Origin of the sequence: uncultured Kluyvera sp. (assembly GCF_902485085.1) — a bacterium.
Lineage (GTDB): Bacteria > Pseudomonadota > Gammaproteobacteria > Enterobacterales > Enterobacteriaceae > Kluyvera > Kluyvera ascorbata.
In genome coordinates, this window is record NZ_CABTJS010000105.1 from 43549 (window position 1) to 59545 (window position 15997).

16 protein-coding genes and 1 pseudogene are annotated in these 15997 nt (G+C 51.0%); 8 read left to right on the forward strand and 9 right to left on the reverse strand.

Features of this window, described 5'->3' with window-relative positions:
* The first annotated feature begins 403 nt into the window (after positions 1-403).
* On the forward strand, positions 404-1003 hold the full coding sequence (locus RDN66_RS12445; RefSeq protein ID WP_308537884.1) for a LuxR C-terminal-related transcriptional regulator: 600 nt from the start codon (positions 404-406) through the stop codon (positions 1001-1003).
* A gap of 19 nt (positions 1004-1022) precedes the next feature.
* Here RDN66_RS12445 and RDN66_RS12450 read toward each other — a convergent pair whose 3' ends face one another.
* Positions 1023-2396 (reverse strand): MFS transporter, encoded by a 1374-nt coding sequence (locus tag RDN66_RS12450; RefSeq protein WP_123652027.1) that lies wholly within the window; start codon positions 2394-2396, stop codon positions 1023-1025.
* 177 nt (positions 2397-2573) lie between these two features.
* Here RDN66_RS12450 and kdgR point away from each other — a divergent pair, with 177 nt between their 5' ends.
* Positions 2574-3365: a DNA-binding transcriptional regulator KdgR gene (gene kdgR, locus RDN66_RS12455; RefSeq protein WP_035891649.1), complete on the forward strand. Its 792-nt coding sequence runs from the start codon at positions 2574-2576 to the stop codon at positions 3363-3365.
* A gap of 50 nt (positions 3366-3415) precedes the next feature.
* On the opposite strand, the gene RDN66_RS12460 is transcribed toward kdgR, so the two are convergent.
* Positions 3416-3655, reverse strand: a complete 240-nt coding sequence (locus tag RDN66_RS12460; RefSeq protein ID WP_035891647.1) for a YobH family protein — start codon at positions 3653-3655, stop codon at positions 3416-3418.
* A 168-nt stretch (positions 3656-3823) separates the two neighbouring features.
* Between RDN66_RS12460 and mgrB the strand changes: the two genes are divergently transcribed.
* The 5 genes and pseudogenes from mgrB (at position 3824) to rlmA (ending at position 6415) form a co-directional block, all read left to right on the forward strand.
* The gene (gene mgrB / locus RDN66_RS12465; RefSeq protein WP_035891646.1) at positions 3824-3967 is read left to right on the forward strand and encodes a PhoP/PhoQ regulator MgrB; all 144 of its coding nucleotides are present in this window, start codon (positions 3824-3826) and stop codon (positions 3965-3967) included.
* A 73-nt stretch (positions 3968-4040) separates the two neighbouring features.
* Positions 4041-4334 carry a YebO family protein gene (locus RDN66_RS12470; RefSeq protein WP_202217757.1) on the forward strand — a complete coding sequence of 98 codons (294 nt, stop codon included), beginning with the start codon at positions 4041-4043 and terminating at the stop codon, positions 4332-4334.
* 759 nt (positions 4335-5093) lie between these two features.
* Positions 5094-5238 (forward strand): annotated as a pseudogene (locus RDN66_RS12475) (DUF2627 domain-containing protein).
* A 12-nt stretch (positions 5239-5250) separates the two neighbouring features.
* Entirely contained in the window at positions 5251-5460 is a 210-nt protein-coding gene (cspE, locus tag RDN66_RS12480) for a transcription antiterminator/RNA stability regulator CspE (protein WP_001062678.1), read from the forward strand.
* Positions 5461-5617: 157 nt separating this feature from the next.
* The gene (gene rlmA / locus RDN66_RS12485; protein ID WP_202217758.1) at positions 5618-6415 is read left to right on the forward strand and encodes a 23S rRNA (guanine(745)-N(1))-methyltransferase; all 798 of its coding nucleotides are present in this window, start codon (positions 5618-5620) and stop codon (positions 6413-6415) included.
* On the opposite strand, the gene mntP is transcribed toward rlmA, so the two are convergent.
* The 5 genes from mntP to manX all read right to left on the reverse strand — a co-directional run bounded on the left by mntP (position 6412) and on the right by manX (position 10570).
* On the reverse strand, positions 6412-6981 hold the full coding sequence (gene mntP, locus RDN66_RS12490) for a manganese efflux pump MntP (RefSeq protein ID WP_035891640.1): 570 nt from the start codon (positions 6979-6981) through the stop codon (positions 6412-6414). The genes rlmA and mntP overlap by 4 nt on opposite strands.
* Positions 6982-7359: 378 nt before the next feature.
* Positions 7360-7818, reverse strand: coding sequence for a DUF986 family protein (locus tag RDN66_RS12495; RefSeq protein WP_035891639.1), 459 nt, complete (start codon positions 7816-7818; stop codon positions 7360-7362).
* A gap of 53 nt (positions 7819-7871) precedes the next feature.
* The gene (locus tag RDN66_RS12500) at positions 7872-8726 is read right to left on the reverse strand and encodes a PTS mannose transporter subunit IID (RefSeq protein ID WP_035891638.1); all 855 of its coding nucleotides are present in this window, start codon (positions 8724-8726) and stop codon (positions 7872-7874) included.
* A gap of 12 nt (positions 8727-8738) precedes the next feature.
* Positions 8739-9539 (reverse strand): PTS mannose/fructose/sorbose transporter subunit IIC, encoded by an 801-nt coding sequence (locus tag RDN66_RS12505; RefSeq protein ID WP_035891636.1) that lies wholly within the window; start codon positions 9537-9539, stop codon positions 8739-8741.
* A gap of 62 nt (positions 9540-9601) precedes the next feature.
* Positions 9602-10570 (reverse strand): PTS mannose transporter subunit IIAB, encoded by a 969-nt coding sequence (gene manX / locus RDN66_RS12510; protein WP_035891635.1) that lies wholly within the window; start codon positions 10568-10570, stop codon positions 9602-9604.
* Between the two features lie 455 nt (positions 10571-11025).
* Here manX and yoaE point away from each other — a divergent pair, with 455 nt between their 5' ends.
* Positions 11026-12579: a CNNM family cation transport protein YoaE gene (yoaE, locus tag RDN66_RS12515; protein WP_202217759.1), complete on the forward strand. Its 1554-nt coding sequence runs from the start codon at positions 11026-11028 to the stop codon at positions 12577-12579.
* Positions 12580-12670: 91 nt separating this feature from the next.
* Here the strand turns inward: yoaE and RDN66_RS12520 are convergent, their stop codons facing one another.
* Together RDN66_RS12520 and sdaA are read right to left on the reverse strand one after the other, a co-directional pair.
* Positions 12671-14236: an EAL domain-containing protein gene (locus tag RDN66_RS12520; RefSeq protein ID WP_308537885.1), complete on the reverse strand. Its 1566-nt coding sequence runs from the start codon at positions 14234-14236 to the stop codon at positions 12671-12673.
* Between the two features lie 136 nt (positions 14237-14372).
* Positions 14373-15737 (reverse strand): L-serine ammonia-lyase, encoded by a 1365-nt coding sequence (sdaA, locus tag RDN66_RS12525; RefSeq protein WP_035891630.1) that lies wholly within the window; start codon positions 15735-15737, stop codon positions 14373-14375.
* Positions 15738-15997: the final 260 nt, after the last annotated feature.

The window sequence follows — 15997 nt, forward strand, 5'->3', positions numbered from 1 at the left end:
GTTTTAGGATTTATCTGTGGTGATTCGGAATTTTTGTAATCGAAAGATCGAGTTTGTATTTTTATCGCATTGATATTATTGTATTTTATTGTTTTTTGATTTTTTTGAAACCATTCTGGCAACTGCGTTTTAGTATTCTTTTTCAGGCTTTTATGGGCACATTTGGGACAGTTTTTGACAGAAATTCCTAATGTCCAGAATGCTCTCTTTTACTCTGTTGCAATTTAATTATAATTAACCGCACTAGACGTAATGATACTTCTTTTTAGAGAAGGGATGAATTCATAAAATACACCTTTATTAAAGGTGGTGAAGCCCTATCATCATAATAAAAATATTGTGAGGCGGCATTCTATCCACTTCTTCCATGGACGCTCTTGTTTGAAAATATAAAGGGATGATTGTGGCAACATCAATACTGTTAGTGACGCAGGATTGTTATCTCGTCAAAGGTATAAAAATATTTTTCCCTGACATCATCCAACTCAGTTCGATTAACCACCAGGTTTTTGAAAGTCAGGCTGACGAGTATTCTGTACTGATCGACAGCCGCTCACCGCTGCGTTGTTATGACTACCTGATTATAAATGCCGTAAAGGCCAGGAAGCCTGTCTATTGCGTGATGCTGGATATGCGTCAACGGGAGTCACATCTGTTTAGCCTGAAGATGTTTTTAAACACATCGCGATCATCAGGGGATATGGCAGGCCTACTCACGCTGTTTCTTAATATGAAGAGCAAACGTCTCACGCCAGTATGGCTCGAGAATCTCGGACTTAGTGTGCATGAGCAAAGCATGCTTCGCATGCTGAACGCAGGGATGTCGATGGAGGAAATAGCGGGTGTATTGAAGGTGTCGGTTAAAGGGCTTTACCGGGAAAGAACGGCGCTCTATGAACGCCTTGGCGCCACGAATTTTAACGAGGCCTGCCTGTTTATCTTCCGCAACCGTCTTCTGGACGATTTGAGTGATGGCCCATTGGCAATGCGCCATACCCCTTGAGGTATGACGCTCGACAGATTTAGCTTTGCGCGCGCGGTTGCGTGACGCGCAGTCCGCTGAACAACGTGGCGACGACTGCTAGCGTACCGGCCAACAGCAGCGATACGTGAGTACCGCCGTTGCCAAAAGAGTTAAACATCAGGGCGACGAGCGCTGCACCGGTACTTTGTCCCAGCAATCGCGCGGTACCGAGCATGCCGCTGGCGCCACCGCTGCGGTTACGCGGTGCGGAAGCAATAATGGTGTGGTTGTTCGGTGATTGGAAGAGGCCAAAGCCAGCACCGCACAGCAGCATACGCCAGATAATATCGATATCGCTCGGTGACGACGGCAGCAGCGCCAATCCAAACAGGCCGCAAGCCATAATTGCCATACCCAGCGCCCCGAGCAGACCCGCATGAACGCGCTCGATAAGATAGCCCGCTAGCGGAGCCATCACCATGGTCGCCAGCGGCCACGGCGTCAGCAGCAATCCAGTCTCTACCTCGGTACGGCCGACAACCGACTGCAGGAAGAACGGCAGAGACACCATTGCCAGCATTTGCGCACAGAAAGAGCAGATAGAAGTGCAAATGGAGAGTGAGAACAGCGGAATACGCAGCAGGTCGACCGGTAGCAGCGGCACCGGCAGACGTAGCTGGCGACGGACGAAGAAGAAGCCAATCACCAACAGCGCAACGATTTCCAGCAGCACCACTTGAGTGGACTGCCCTTGAGCAAAGCCACTCAGCGCCGTGATAAGCAAACCGAAAGTGAGCGCATTCATCACCGCGCTCGGCAGGTCGAAGCGTTGTGTCTGACTACGTGTACCGTTTGAAGGCAGGAAGCGGACGGCCAGTAACCAGGCAATAATCCCGAGCGGCACGTTAATAAAGAAAAGCCACTGCCAGCTGGCGAGTGAAAGAATCGCCGCTGCAATAGTGGGGCCTGCTGCCGAAGAGACCGCGACCACGAAAGAGTTTATCCCCATCCCACGACCTAACTGACGCTGCGGGTAAATTAGGCGAATGAGCGCCGTGTTGACGCTCATGAGCGCGGCACCGCCGAAGCCTTGCAGAATACGCGCTAACGTAAGCATTTCCAGGGAATTGGAGAACGCGCAAAACAGTGAAGCCAGCGTGAAGACCACCAGACCCGCTTTATAAATGCGGTGGTAGCCAATCATGTCGCCGAGGAAAGAGAGGGAGAGCAGGGAGATAACAATCGCTATCTGGTAGGCGTTGACTATCCAGATGGACGCTGCCGGTGAGGCGTGCAAATCTGTCGCTATGGTGGGTAGCGCAACGTTAGCAATAGCCCCGTCTAGCACTGCCATCGTAATACCGATAACAATGGTAAGAATAGCCCCGTAACGTTGTGGGATCGGAAGGCCATCAATCAGGTTTCGAGTCATGTTAGAAACTTGTTTTCATGTAAATTATTATCCAGAGAATGATTCTAGCATCGATTATTCGTTTGAATGTCGTAGATTTGTAACCAGGTCACAGAAGTTTCATTGCTACGGAGGCATTGCGAAATTATAATAAAAACCGGTTCTAATTTTTATAAAACAGTTGCGATGAGGTGATAAATGTCAGCAACGGATTTGGACAAACAACCAGATTCTGTCTCTTCGGTACTCAAGGTATTTGGTATCCTGCAGGCACTTGGCGAAGAACGCGAAATTGGTATTACTGAACTGTCGCAACGCGTCATGATGTCAAAAAGCACCGTCTATCGCTTTTTGCAAACCATGAAATCATTGGGATACGTTGCCCAGGAAGGAGAATCCGAAAAGTATTCACTCACGCTGAAGCTGTTTGAGCTAGGTGCGCGTGCCCTGCAGAACGTCGATTTAATCCGCAGTGCGGATATCCAGATGCGCGAACTCTCTCGTCTGACGAAAGAGACCATTCACCTGGGCGCGCTGGATGAAGACAGCATTGTCTACATTCATAAAATCGACTCTATGTACAACCTGCGTATGTACTCTCGCGTAGGTCGCCGGAATCCACTGTACAGCACCGCGATTGGTAAAGTACTGCTGGCATGGCGCGATACGGCTGAGGTTCGTCAGATCCTCGAAGGGGTTGAGTATAAATGCAGCACCGAGCGTACCATTGCGAATACCGATGAACTGATTACCGTTCTGGAGCAGGTACGTAAACAGGGCTGGGGTGAAGATAACGAAGAACAGGAAGAAGGGCTGCGCTGTATCGGCGTACCGGTATTCGATCGTTTTGGCGTGGTGATCGCCGGGTTGAGTATTTCTTTCCCAACGCTGCGTTTTTCTGAAGAACGTCTGCATGAGTATGTGGCGATGCTGCATACCGCAGCGCGTAAAATTTCAGAGCAGATGGGATACAACGATTACCCGTTCTGAGTTTGAAATAAGAAAGCCCGGCGTTGAACCGGGCTTTTTTTTACTCATTTTTAACCGTTATCGACCACGCTTGTACTTTTTCTCAGCAGCGGGCAACTAGACCGACCGACCACACCATTGTCACCGTGTAGATAAAATGCGGTGCTATAGCCTTGTGCAGTCAGATACTTACATTGCAGGCCCAGGCCGCCAGCCGTTTTCTGGCTTCCCACCAGTACGCCGTAACCGCTCAGGAGCACCCCGATCGATACGATAACCAGAAAAACGATAGTTCTGATAAACAGGCGCATAAGAATTCCTCTTCTATTATTTCTTTCATGAATACTACGTTACTGCGATAACGGATTGACACAAGTCTCTGATTCCTAAAAGCGGGAGATGCCGTTACAGTTAGCCGCGGTTTAAGGTTAGCATGCTAACCTGGTTGCATCTGAATAAGAATTCATGCGGAGAGTGGAGTGAAAAAGTTTCGGTGGGTATTACTAATACTCGTGATTGCCGCCTGCCTGCTGCTCTGGACACAGATGATCAACGTGATGTGCGATCAGGATGTTCAGTTTTTCAGCGGCATTTGCAGCATTAACCGGTTTATACCCTGGTAAAACATTTTTGCCGGCTATGATTTCCTTCCGTAATGTGAGTGGTAGAATAGATCGTTCCTTTTGAGGTGGTAAAATGAGTGATCTTGTAAGTTCTGGGGCATTAAATCTGGTATCTCTGGCATTTTCCTTCCTGCTGCTGTTAGTCGGTCTGGTGTTGTGGTTCTTTGTGAATCGCGCCAGCTCCCGCGCTAACGAGCAAATTGAACTCCTTGAATCGCTGCTCGATCAGCAAAAGCGCCAGAATGCGCTGCTGCGTCGTTTATGCGAAGCCAATGAGCCGGAAGCGAAGCAAGAAGAGGCACCAAAAGCAGAAGAAGTTGAAGACGAAAGCAAAGATGATTTCATTCGCCTGGTGGCAGAACGATAGTATCTTTAACAGCCAACGCCGGGCAGCCTGATTCAGGCTGCCGGACGCCGCTCGATGCACTGTCCTGGTGCGCTTATTTCCGCTCTCCTTACTCTCAGCCGTTACGCCACATGCCACGCTTATTGCGCAATGGAGAAAGGATATATTTGTCCCCTGTCCAGACGGCCTTATCTATAACGTTATGTTATTATTGCCTATAAATCATTCAATGAATCTATTCCTCACGCAGAGATATTATTGTTCGTATTAACCTTGTACGAAGTGGTTAATTAATCACCCGGTGGGTCAAGCATAATCTGCACCATAATAGCGAAACGTTTTTATTGCTTTGTATTGAAGCAATGTCACGAAACTTTCATTATTTTGGTGCAATATAAGATGTGATTGTGAGTCGTATGCTCATCGTTTGGTCGACGGGTTCGGACAGGGTACTTATAACTGACGGGCTAATCGGCATGCGAAAATGTTATAGCGAAAATAATCTAACGATATAAAAAATTTTTGAGGCGATAAGGTTAATCTGGACGCTGAAAAAAAGTTGGTCTATGTTAAAAATGTCTTACGTTACCGTAAGCTAGGTCACATTTCAGGTCTGCTAACATTCATTAAACACCGCGTTTTGTTGTGGGGAAATGCGCCTCGAGACAACGGAATTGTTGGGATTTGTGCGGCTGATCGAGACACCTTTAAAAATGGCTTGCCATTATTAACGTTGTATGTGATAACACGTTTTGGGTTAAACGAGGTACAGTTCTGTTTATGTATGGCATTATCAGTAAAGAAGTTCTGAGTAAACACGTTGACGTTGAATACCGCTTCTCTGCCGAACCTTATATTAGTGCCGCATGCAGTCATGTCTCAGTTTTATCTATGAAAACGCCTGCGGGCGCAGAAAACACTCTAAGGAATTTTGCAAATGGCAAAGATTAAAGGTCAAGTTAAGTGGTTCAACGAGTCTAAAGGTTTTGGTTTCATTACTCCTGCTGACGGCAGCAAAGATGTATTCGTACATTTCTCTGCAATCCAGGGTAACGGCTTCAAAACTCTGGCTGAAGGTCAGAACGTTGAGTTCGAAATTCAGGACGGTCAGAAAGGCCCAGCGGCTGTTAACGTAACCGCTATCTGATTCGACAATCACTGATCTTGCAGCGCGTTAGCGCGACATTATCAGACATAAAGCCTCGCTAATGCGGGGCTTTATCATTTTATGCCCATCGCTTCACCTTTCTCCTTCGCCTGAATAGCGGTACACTTTCGCCCTTTAAAATAGAGCCGGAGTTGCTATGTCCTACAGTTGTCCGCTTTGCCATGCGCCGTTAGCGCGCAGCGGCAATAGTTATCTTTGCCCGCAGCGTCATCAGTTCGATCGGGCGAAAGAGGGATACGTTAACCTCCTGCCAGTACAGCATAAACGCTCCCGTGACCCCGGTGATAGCGCCGAGATGATGCAGGCGCGTCGCGCTTTTCTTGATGCCGGGCACTATCAGCCGCTTCGCGATGCCGTCAGCGCTAAATTACGCGCGATCAAACCCGAACACCTGCTGGATATTGGCTGCGGGGAAGGGTACTACACCCACGCTTTTGCAGATGAAGCACAGGTAACCTGGGGGCTGGACGTGTCGAAAACCGCGATTCGTTATGGTGCGAAGCGCTATCCGCAGGTAGATTTCTGCGTAGCATCCAGTCAACGTCTCCCTTTTGCTGATAACAGCATGGATGCGGTAGTGCGTATTTATGCGCCTTGTAATCCACAAGAGCTGAAGCGGGTGGTGAAACTGGGCGGTTGGGTGATAACCGTAACGCCGGGGCCACGACATCTGGTCGAGCTGAAAGGGCTGATTTATAACGAAGTGCAGCTTCACGCGCCGCATTCAGAAGTGCTGGATGGCTTTACCCTACAAAGCCACGATGCGCTGGCCTATCCAATGCAGTTGACCGGTCAGGAAGCGGTTACGCTTTTGCAGATGACGCCGTTTGCGTGGCGGGCGAAGCCGGAAGTGTGGGAGAAGTTAGCGGAGCAGACACAGTTTGCATGCCAGACGGATTTCGCGATTCACGCCTGGCAAAGAGATGCGGATTAACCCATATAGTGGGCGTAAAGAATCTGCGCACCGATAGCAATCAGCACAATCCCGCCCAAAATTTCGGCCCGTTTGCCAAGCAGCGGGCCGATAAAGCGACCCACCATCATCCCTAAGGTAGACATCAAGAAGGTCGCGCAGCCGATGGCAAACGCGGTTGCGAGAATGTTGACCTGCAGGAAGGCCAGGCCAACGCCGACGGCCATTGCGTCCAGGCTGGTGGCAATGGCGGTGGTCACCAGCAGCCAGAAACCATGACGACGCGGAGTTTCTGCATCATTGTCGTCATCTGTGCCACGGAACCCTTCCAATACCATACGGCCGCCGAGGAACACCAGCAGAACGAAAGCGACCCAGTGGCTCCACTCCATAACGAACTGACTCGCCAGCATGCCAAGACCCCAGCCAATAAGCGGCGTTAGCATTTCAATGATGCCAAAAATGAGGCCAGTACGCAGGGCTTCGGAGAATTTAGGTTTGTGTAGCGTGGCGCCTTTACCAATCGATGCAGCGAACGCATCCATTGACATGCCAAGGGCGAGAAGGATAGTGGCGGTTAAGTTCATGCGAAGGTCCAGACCGGGAAGTTTCCATATGACACATTCCTGCCCCCAGTAATCAGCAGTAAATGCGTCTATGGTCTCGCTTGACTACGATGTAATCCGTACGCACCACGTTTTTCAACGAGTATGTTGACACGTACATTTCCATTTAATGGAAATTAGCTACTCCCCAACGACGGGCGCAACCTTAACATATTTTTAGAATATAAAACAACTCTAAGGCTTGCTTATTTAATCTTTTAATGATAACGATTTTCATTTAGATTTATTGGGTAATCAGGAGGTTAACAAATATGGAGGTATTTTGCGGAATAAACATAGCCAACGCTATAATTGATCTGTTTGAAAATAGCACAGATATAGCGATGGCTATATTTTAACTCATTGAGAATTAACGAGAAGTTTGTAAATCTTTTCCAGGTCGTCAATATTCTTTACGCGGACAAGAAGGCGGCGCTGTTCTAATTGCATAACCAGTACACCATCTTCCGATAAATTCATTTTTTGGATTCGACTGTATTTAATCCAGGCATTTGCAAAGAAGAAGCCTTCGGTTTTAAAGATAATTTTCGGGCTACGGATCCAGAACAGATAAAATCCAGTCAGCGCTAGAGCACATAATAACCATGTGGTGATTAATTCACCGTGGTTATTCACATTGTTGTAAACCAGGATAACGATCAGTACAACGAAGATAACGCTGTCGACACGGCCAGCGCGCAGCAGCGGAACGGACAGCAGAGTGGTGCCATGACGGCGGGGCATGATGAACTGGTCGTAGATGGCAAATGCCAGCATTGCAATGATAAAGAGAACCAGTACCAGATCCGTGATTGTCATTAAGCCTCCAGATAAAAAAAACCGGGGGCAGGGCCCCCGGCATAATACAGATATTACAGACCCAGCAGGCCGACAGCGTAGCCTGCGATACCAATGACGAAGAAGCCAATGATGATCCACAGGGCGTTAACTTTCTTACGCAGCAGCCACATACAGGCGAAGGTCAGCAGCAGCGGTACCAGACCCGGCATCAGCTGATCCAGGATGGTCTGCACGGTGGTAACACGAGTCTGACCATCCTGACCGGTGATGGTCGAAACCACCAGCGGGATGTTCACGTGCGTCCACTTGTTAACCAATGCCCCCATGACAAACAGGCCGAGGATTGACGCCCCCTCAGTCAGTTTCTGCAGGAAGCCGCCGCCCATATCCTTAACGATGTCGATCCCTTTCTGGTAGCCGTAAGCCACGCCGTAGTAACGGGTCAGCAGACGTACTGCGTTGAAGAGGATGAAGAACAGCAGTGGCCCAAGCAGGCTGCCGCTCATCGCGATACCGGCACCCAGTGCCGCGAATACCGGACGTACGGTACCCCAGAAGATTGGGTCACCCACGCCTGCCAGCGGACCCATCAGACCAACTTTGATACCGTTGATAGCACCATCGTCGATCTCTGCGCCGTTCGCACGCTGCTCTTCCATCGCCAGCGTTACGCCGAGTACCGGCGCTGCTACGTATGGATGGGTGTTAAAGAATTCCAGGTGACGCTTGATGGCCTGTTTACGCGCATCGTTGTTCTCTGGGTACAGACGACGAATCGCTGGAACCATAGAGAAGCAGAAGCCCAGCGCCTGCATACGTTCGAAGTTCCATGAACCCTGGAACAGGTTAGAACGAATGAACACGCCACGAATATCACTCGGTGTGAGTTTTTTCTCGGTGGTGGTAGTTTTAGTCATATCAACCATTTCGCTCACCTGTTAGTCCAGTTCGTTATCAAGATCGTTATTACCAGCAGCCTGAACTGGCGCACCGGCTACGCGGTTATATTTCGGGCTCAGCTGAATGTAGAGGATGGCCATAACTGCACCAATCACACCCAGAGCAACCAGGTTGAAGTTAGTAAACGCCGCGGTAACGAAGCCGAGATAGAAGAACGGCATCAGGTAGCCTGCGCGCATCATGTTGATGACCATCGCATAACCAACTACCACAATCATACCACCGGCGATGTTCAGACCGCTGGTGACCACTTCTGGCAGGGCGTTCAACAGGCCCTGAACTTCACTGGTGCCTACGGATACGGCAACGATAACCGCTGGGATAGCGATACGCATTGCTTGCAGGAACAGGGAAGAGACGTGCAGCCACGAGATGGCCGTCAGGTTACCGTTTTCCGCCGCTTTATCCGCCGCGTGCTGGAAGGCAACGGTGATAGTACGAACGATGATGGTCAGAACCTGGCCTGCAGCTGCCAGTGGAATCGCCAGAGCGATACCTGCACCAATGCTTTGGTGACCGGCAATAACCAGAACGGTTGAAATAATTGAGGCTAATGCGGCATCTGGTGCTACTGCTGCACCGATGTTCATCCAGCCCAGCGCGATCATTTCAAGGGTACCACCGATGATAATACCGGTTTTCATGTCCCCGAGAACGGCACCGATTAGCGTACAGGCCACCAGCGGACGGTGGAACTGAAATTCATCAAGTACCGACTCCATACCCGCGATACATGCGACGATGAACACCAGCACAATCTGAAGAGTGGTAATCTCCATTGTACTTCTCCTATTGCTTATACAGACTTAAGTGTGAAGGCTAAAAAACGTTGCCCGAGCGGTTATTTATCCGCTTTGGCAATCAGATCCATCATTTTCAGTTTCTGATCGGTGGAGACCTTACGGGCTTCCAGCTCAATACCGCGGGCATTCAGTTTCTTGAAGGCTTCGATATCTTTTTCATCAACGGAAATCGCGTTGTTGACCTGGGTTTTGCCCTGACGGAATGCCATGCCACCAATGTTTACGCTGGTCAGTTTCACGCCGCCTTCGACGATACGTTCAACGTCGGTCGGGTTGGTGAACAGCAGCATCACACGATCGCCTGCATATTTTGGGTTGTTGTAAACGCGGATCATTTTGGCGACATCGACAACGTGTGCCGTTACGCCTGGAGGAGCAACCTGAGTCAGCAGGGTTTTACGCACGGTATCGGCGGCAACTTCATCGCTGACGACAATGATGCGGGTGACGTTGGTCTCTTTGGTCCAACGGGTCGCAACCTGGCCGTGAATCAGACGGTCATCGATACGCGCCAGACCGATGGTCATGTAGTCGTTCGGGCCCATTGGTTTCGCCGGAGCGGCGGCTTTCGGTGCAGCAGGAGCCGCAACCGGAGCAGCTTTCTCGACAGGTTTGGCTTTCAGCGCTTTCACGCCTTCGCTACCGGTTTCAACCGCCAGCGCAACCAGCTCGTCAAAGCTTGGGTTATCGTCACGCGCCATGAAGGTTTCGACCAGCATCGGTACGTTGACGCCCGCAATCACTTCATAGTTTTCTTTATCAACAACAATGCGGCTTGCCGCGTTGAATGGGCTACCGCCCCAGGTGTCAACAAGGAACAACACGCCTTTGCTGGTATCAAGCTTAGCCAGTTGCGCATTGTATTTTTCGATTAACGTGTCTGCATTCTCGCCAGGCACGAAATCGATCCAGCCAACATTGTCCTGCTCGCCCAACAGCATTTCTGCCGTTTTCAGCAGTTGTTCTGCTGCCCAACCATGTGTGCCTATTACAATAGCAATCGTCACTTGCTACCTCCTTTATTATCGTGTGTATCAGTAGGGCTGATACATTCATGAGTCGACACGTTACCGAATCGATTCAGACAAGGGTTAGAGACAAAAAATAAATAACTACCGAGAATTATTTTAGACAGTGAAAGAATAATTAATGTGATGAAGATCCGTAATTTAGTTAAAGAGCCGCAATTATTTTGTGGTGCAAAAAATTACCTTACATTTTGCAAAGACTCGTAAATCTCTGCCTAAATGTCATTTGTTTTTGCTATGTTAATGCTTCGTTTAATCACACAGGAGTATAGGGCATCAGCCCGATGTATGGATCGTCACCGACGCCTTTTTGCACACGCTCGCTTTTGCGACGCACTTCCCGGCCTTTCGCGCCACGCTTTTTTATCGTCTGGTATCGTCTCGCTTAAACATGACATAGCGATGACTCGTCTCGTCTCTCGTTGGAGTGGTTTATGGAATTGCTAATGGACCCGTCAATCTGGGCTGGATTATTGACGCTTGTCGTTCTGGAAATCGTTCTCGGTATTGATAACCTGGTGTTTATCGCCATCCTTGCCGATAAATTGCCACCAAAACAACGAGATAAAGCGCGTCTGATTGGCCTGTCGCTCGCGTTAGTGATGCGTCTGGGATTGCTTTCCGTCATCTCATGGATGGTCACGCTGACCGCGCCGCTCTTCAGCGTATGGGGGCAGACGTTCTCCGGACGAGACCTTATTATGTTGGTCGGGGGTCTATTCCTGCTGTTTAAAGCGACGACCGAGCTGCACGAACGGCTGGAAAACCGCCAGCACGATTCCGGGCACGGTAAAGGCTATTCCAGCTTCTGGGTCGTGGTGGCGCAGATTGTCGTACTGGATGCCGTCTTCTCGCTTGATGCGGTGATTACCGCGGTCGGGATGGTGAACCATCTGCCGGTGATGATGGCGGCAGTCGTGATTGCGATGGGCGTGATGCTGCTGGCCTCGAAGCCGTTGACGAATTTCGTCAACCAGCACCCAACGGTGGTGGTGCTGTGTCTGAGCTTCCTGCTGATGATTGGTCTGAGCCTGGTTGCCGAAGGCTTCGGCTTCCATATTCCGAAAGGCTATCTGTACGCGGCGATTGGCTTCTCGATTATTATTGAGCTGTTCAACCAGATTGCCCGTCGTAACTTTATTCGCCACCAGTCGACGCTGCCGTTACGTGCGCGTACGGCAGATGCCATTTTGCGCCTCATGGGCAACCGTAAGCAGGTGAATGCGGCAAATGACGAAGGTCAACAGCCGACGATGCCGGTGCCGGAAGGCGCGTTCGTGGAAGAAGAACGCTATATGATTAACGGCGTTCTGACGCTGGCCTCTCGTTCGCTGCGCAGCATTATGACCCCGCGTGGGGAAATTAGCTGGGTGGATGCGGACCTGAGTACCGAAGAAATCCGCCAGCAGCTGCTGTCATCGCCACACAGCCTGTTCCCGGTGTGTCGGGGTGAGCTGGATGAAATCGTCGGTATCGTGCGTGCTAAAGAGCTGCTGGTGGCGCTGGAAGCGGGTGAAGACGTCCTGGCAATAGCCTCGGCAACACCGGCGATTATCGTCCCGGACACGCTGGATCCTATCAACCTGCTGGGCGTACTGCGTCGGGCGCGCGGAAGCTTCGTTATCGTGACCAACGAGTTTGGTGTGGTACAGGGGCTGGTCACGCCGCTGGACGTGCTGGAAGCGATTGCCGGTGAATTCCCGGACGCCGACGAAACGCCGGAAATTGTGGCGGATGGTGACGGCTGGCTGGTGAAGGGCACCACCGACCTGCACGCGTTCCAGCATGCATTGGGGCTGGATAACCTGGTGGATGATGATATCGCGACGGTGGCGGGGCTGGTGATTGCCGTCAACGGGCAGATCCCACATATTGGCGATGTGATTGAACTGCCATCGTTGCACATCACGATTACGGCGGCCAATAACTATCGTGTCGATCAGATTCGCGTGGTGAAGCTGGCTTCACCACACGACGAAGACGAATAAGGTAGTTGAGTAATCCCGGCGGCGCTTTGCCTGGCGGGACTACGAGAAGAAGTGACTTTGGGGAACTCCCGGGTCACTTCGTTCACTCGGGCTACGATATCTGCGAATTAAATTTGTTATGCGTCGCCAGCCACTCGGGAAATGCCTCCAGCGGCATCGGCTGCGCATAGAGATACCCTTGCAACAAATGCACGCCGTGCTGCTGCAAATAGAGCGCCTGTTCCTGAGTTTCAACCCCTTCAGCAACCAGCTCAATATTCAACCGCTGACCCAGCGCGATAATGATATCCGTCACCGCCGAGTTCACCGCATCGGTGCCAATGGCGCTGGTAAAAGATTTATCAATTTTCAGGATGTCTGGATGCAGCATTTCAAGCCAGGAGAGCGAACTGTTGCCGGTGCCAAAATCATCGATCGCCAGTTTAATCTGATGGTTCCCCAGCTCGCTGCGTAACGGGTAGCTCACGTCATTCAGCGCGTCACGCTCGGTGAGCTCTACCGTCAGTTGCTGTATAGGGTTTACGTTGAACCAATTCTGCTTTAAATCTTTCAACAATTTGCCGTTTTTAAAGTGCGGAGCCGCAACGTTGATGCCTATCTGAAAATCGCTATTCTGAGGGAACAAATGCAGACGCTGCGCTGTTTCGCTGATGACGTAGCGGGTCAGCGGAATAATCAGGTTTTGCGTTTCGGCAATGGGAATAAACACGTCCGGCGCGACCCAGCCGACGCGCGGATTGTTCCAGCGCAACAGGATCTCCACGCCGATACAGCGCTGCGCGCGAGCATCCATTTGCGGCTGGCAATAAAGGCCGAACTCTTTACCAGCGATGCCCATGTTAATTTCCCGGGAAAAGCTCAGTCGACCAGCGGTCGCAAGCCAGGCAATCCACGTAAACAGAACGCTCATGATGAGCGCCAGCGGCAGGTCGGTGACCAGATTAGTGAGCGCAAGCCGGTTCGGACCTGGGCTTAGCGCCGCGACGCTAAACGGGAAGGCAGTAGAAGCACGGAGATACACCTGATTGCCCGTGCTGTCTAACTGCCCGGTTATCCCAATATCGTGCTGATAATGCTGGTCAGCGACGTTCAGGCTAACGTGCGTTATCAGCGGTGGGGCGGACTCAAGAATGATATTGCTGATTAAATCAATGTTGATGGAGACCATCACGCCATCCTGACCATCCGCCGATGCAGGAAACCACTGGACAAGGATAGGGCTGCCTATCATTAAGGAATGATCGGTTGTGAGCAGGAGCAATGGATTTTTAGTTGGCAACTGCGGCTGAAGTGAATGGACGTCGATATTGCGTGAACCCAGCGCGCTGGAGCAATAAAGCTTGCCCGATTTAACCAGCGCAATAGAGCGTACCGTTTGCAGCATGACGGCCAGTTTACGCAGCGGCAGATGAATGGCCTCACACGGCTGTCCGACCAGGGCGAGCATCTCTGCACGTTGTGTTTTTAGCGGTTGTAGGATTCGGTTGAGACGGTCGACGGAGTGGGCCGTGAGAGCATCAATCTGATGCTGATTTATGCTGCGCTGCGAAATAAATCGTATTCCTAGTGTCAACGCAAAAGCACAGAGCGCGACAATCACACAGACGGCGATTCGCTTATGAAGGTAGAGCCTGATAATTCCTTGTGCTGATTGCATATCCGCTGCTCGTCGCGCTTTGAGTGGTTATGAAAATAGCAGTGACAACAGAGCAAGTGTAGTGGGTAGCGAAAATAGTGAGAAAAAATAGGGAAATAAATCGCCTACCCGTATTAGGGGTAGGCGAAATAACGTATTAGTCGCACTGAACCTTAATGGCCAGACCACCACGCGACGTTTCGCGATATTTGGCGTTCATGTCTTTACCGGTTTCGTACATGGTTTCAATAACCTTGTCGAGGGAAACGCGCGGCTCGCTGGTACGACGCATCGCCATACGTGCGGCGTTAATCGCTTTGACCGAGGCAATGGCGTTACGCTCAATGCACGGCACCTGAACCTGACCTGCAACCGGGTCACAGGTCAGACCGAGGTTATGCTCCATACCAATTTCCGCCGCGACGCACACCTGCTCTGGGCTGGCACCCAGCAGCTCAGCCAGGCCGGCCGCCGCCATCGAACAGGCTACGCCCACTTCACCCTGGCAACCCACTTCCGCGCCGGAGATAGAGGCGTTCATCTTATACAGCGCGCCAATGGCACCGGAGGCCAGGAAGTAGCGAATATAGATATCCGGGCTAACGGACTCGATAAAGTGATCGTAATAGGCCAGTACCGCCGGAACGATACCGCAGGCGCCGTTGGTCGGTGCTGTGACCACGCGGCCACCGGCGGCGTTCTCTTCGTTTACCGCCAGCGCGAACATGTTCACCCAGTCGATGACGTTCATCGGGTCGCTGGAGAGCTTATCGCTGGAAACCAGCATACGGCGCAGCGCGGAAGCACGACGCGGTACGCGCAGCGGACCCGGCAGCACGCCTTCGGTATTCATGCCGCGGTCAATACAGGCGCGCATGGTCTGCCAAACGTTCTCGAAGTAGTCTTCAATCTCTTTCTTGCTGTGCAGCGCCAGTTCGTTCTGCATCACCATGCCAGAGAGCGACAGGCCGGTCTCTTTGCAGTAGTTGAGCATTTCGGTCGCTGAAGCAAACGGGTAAGGCACCTGCACTTCACCGCTGTCCGCTTTGCCAAAATGCTCTGCGTCGACGATAAAACCGCCGCCGATAGAATAATAGGTTTTGCTGTAGAGCTCGGCGTCACCTGCCCAGGCGGTTATCTGCATGCCGTTTTCGTGCAGCGGCAGATTACCGTTATGGAAGCGCATGCCGTTATCGGCCGGGAAATCGACCTCAACGCGGCCAAGCGCTAGCAGCAGACGGCCGCGTGCTTCAACGTCACGAATAAATGCCGGGATGGCATCAATATCGACGGTATCCGGCTGGTTGCCCGCCAGACCCATAATAATCGCGATATCGGTATGGTGGCCCTTACCGGTGAGGGACAGTGAACCATAGACGTCGACGGCAACGCGCGTCACGTCATCAATCAGTCCCTTTTCGACCAGGTCATCGACGAACTGTTTGCCAGCCTTCATCGGCCCTACAGTATGGGAAGATGAGGGACCAATCCCCACCTTAAACATGTCGAATATACTAATCACTTTAACACTCCTGACAGGGTTGCCGCGTTGTTGCGGCAACGATGTAATAACTGCGCATAGTGTATGAGGGAACCTGAAACTCAGCTTAACTATTCACATGAATTTAATTAATGTGTAGCGTTGATTTTACTAATGCTGAAAAGCTGGTTTTCAGGGTAAGTATAGTCAGGGTTTTAGGCCCACCTGTAGCGCCAGCTCACGAATAATGCCTAAGGTTAGCCCCGACATAGCGCTGAGGCTACAACGGCCAGACTAGATTA

Bases quoted from the DNA above. Each gene is read 5' to 3' on its own strand.
- RDN66_RS12460 (WP_035891647.1), bottom strand. From the start codon at position 3,655: ATGCGCCTGTTTATCAGAACTATCGTTTTTCTGGTTATCGTATCGATC.
- RDN66_RS12500 (WP_035891638.1), bottom strand. From the start codon at position 8,726: ATGGTTGATATGACTAAAACTACCACCACCGAGAAAAAACTCACACCG.
- cspE (WP_001062678.1), top strand. From the start codon at position 5,251: ATGGCAAAGATTAAAGGTCAAGTTAAGTGGTTCAACGAGTCTAAAGGT.
- kdgR (WP_035891649.1), top strand. From the start codon at position 2,574: ATGTCAGCAACGGATTTGGACAAACAACCAGATTCTGTCTCTTCGGTA.
- RDN66_RS12495 (WP_035891639.1), bottom strand. From the start codon at position 7,818: ATGACAATCACGGATCTGGTACTGGTTCTCTTTATCATTGCAATGCTG.
- RDN66_RS12470 (WP_202217757.1), top strand. From the start codon at position 4,041: ATGAGTGATCTTGTAAGTTCTGGGGCATTAAATCTGGTATCTCTGGCA.
- RDN66_RS12520 (WP_308537885.1), bottom strand. From the start codon at position 14,236: ATGCAATCAGCACAAGGAATTATCAGGCTCTACCTTCATAAGCGAATC.
- yoaE (WP_202217759.1), top strand. From the start codon at position 11,026: ATGGAATTGCTAATGGACCCGTCAATCTGGGCTGGATTATTGACGCTT.
- RDN66_RS12450 (WP_123652027.1), bottom strand. From the start codon at position 2,396: ATGACTCGAAACCTGATTGATGGCCTTCCGATCCCACAACGTTACGGG.
- RDN66_RS12505 (WP_035891636.1), bottom strand. From the start codon at position 9,539: ATGGAGATTACCACTCTTCAGATTGTGCTGGTGTTCATCGTCGCATGT.
- rlmA (WP_202217758.1), top strand. From the start codon at position 5,618: ATGTCCTACAGTTGTCCGCTTTGCCATGCGCCGTTAGCGCGCAGCGGC.
- mntP (WP_035891640.1), bottom strand. From the start codon at position 6,981: ATGAACTTAACCGCCACTATCCTTCTCGCCCTTGGCATGTCAATGGAT.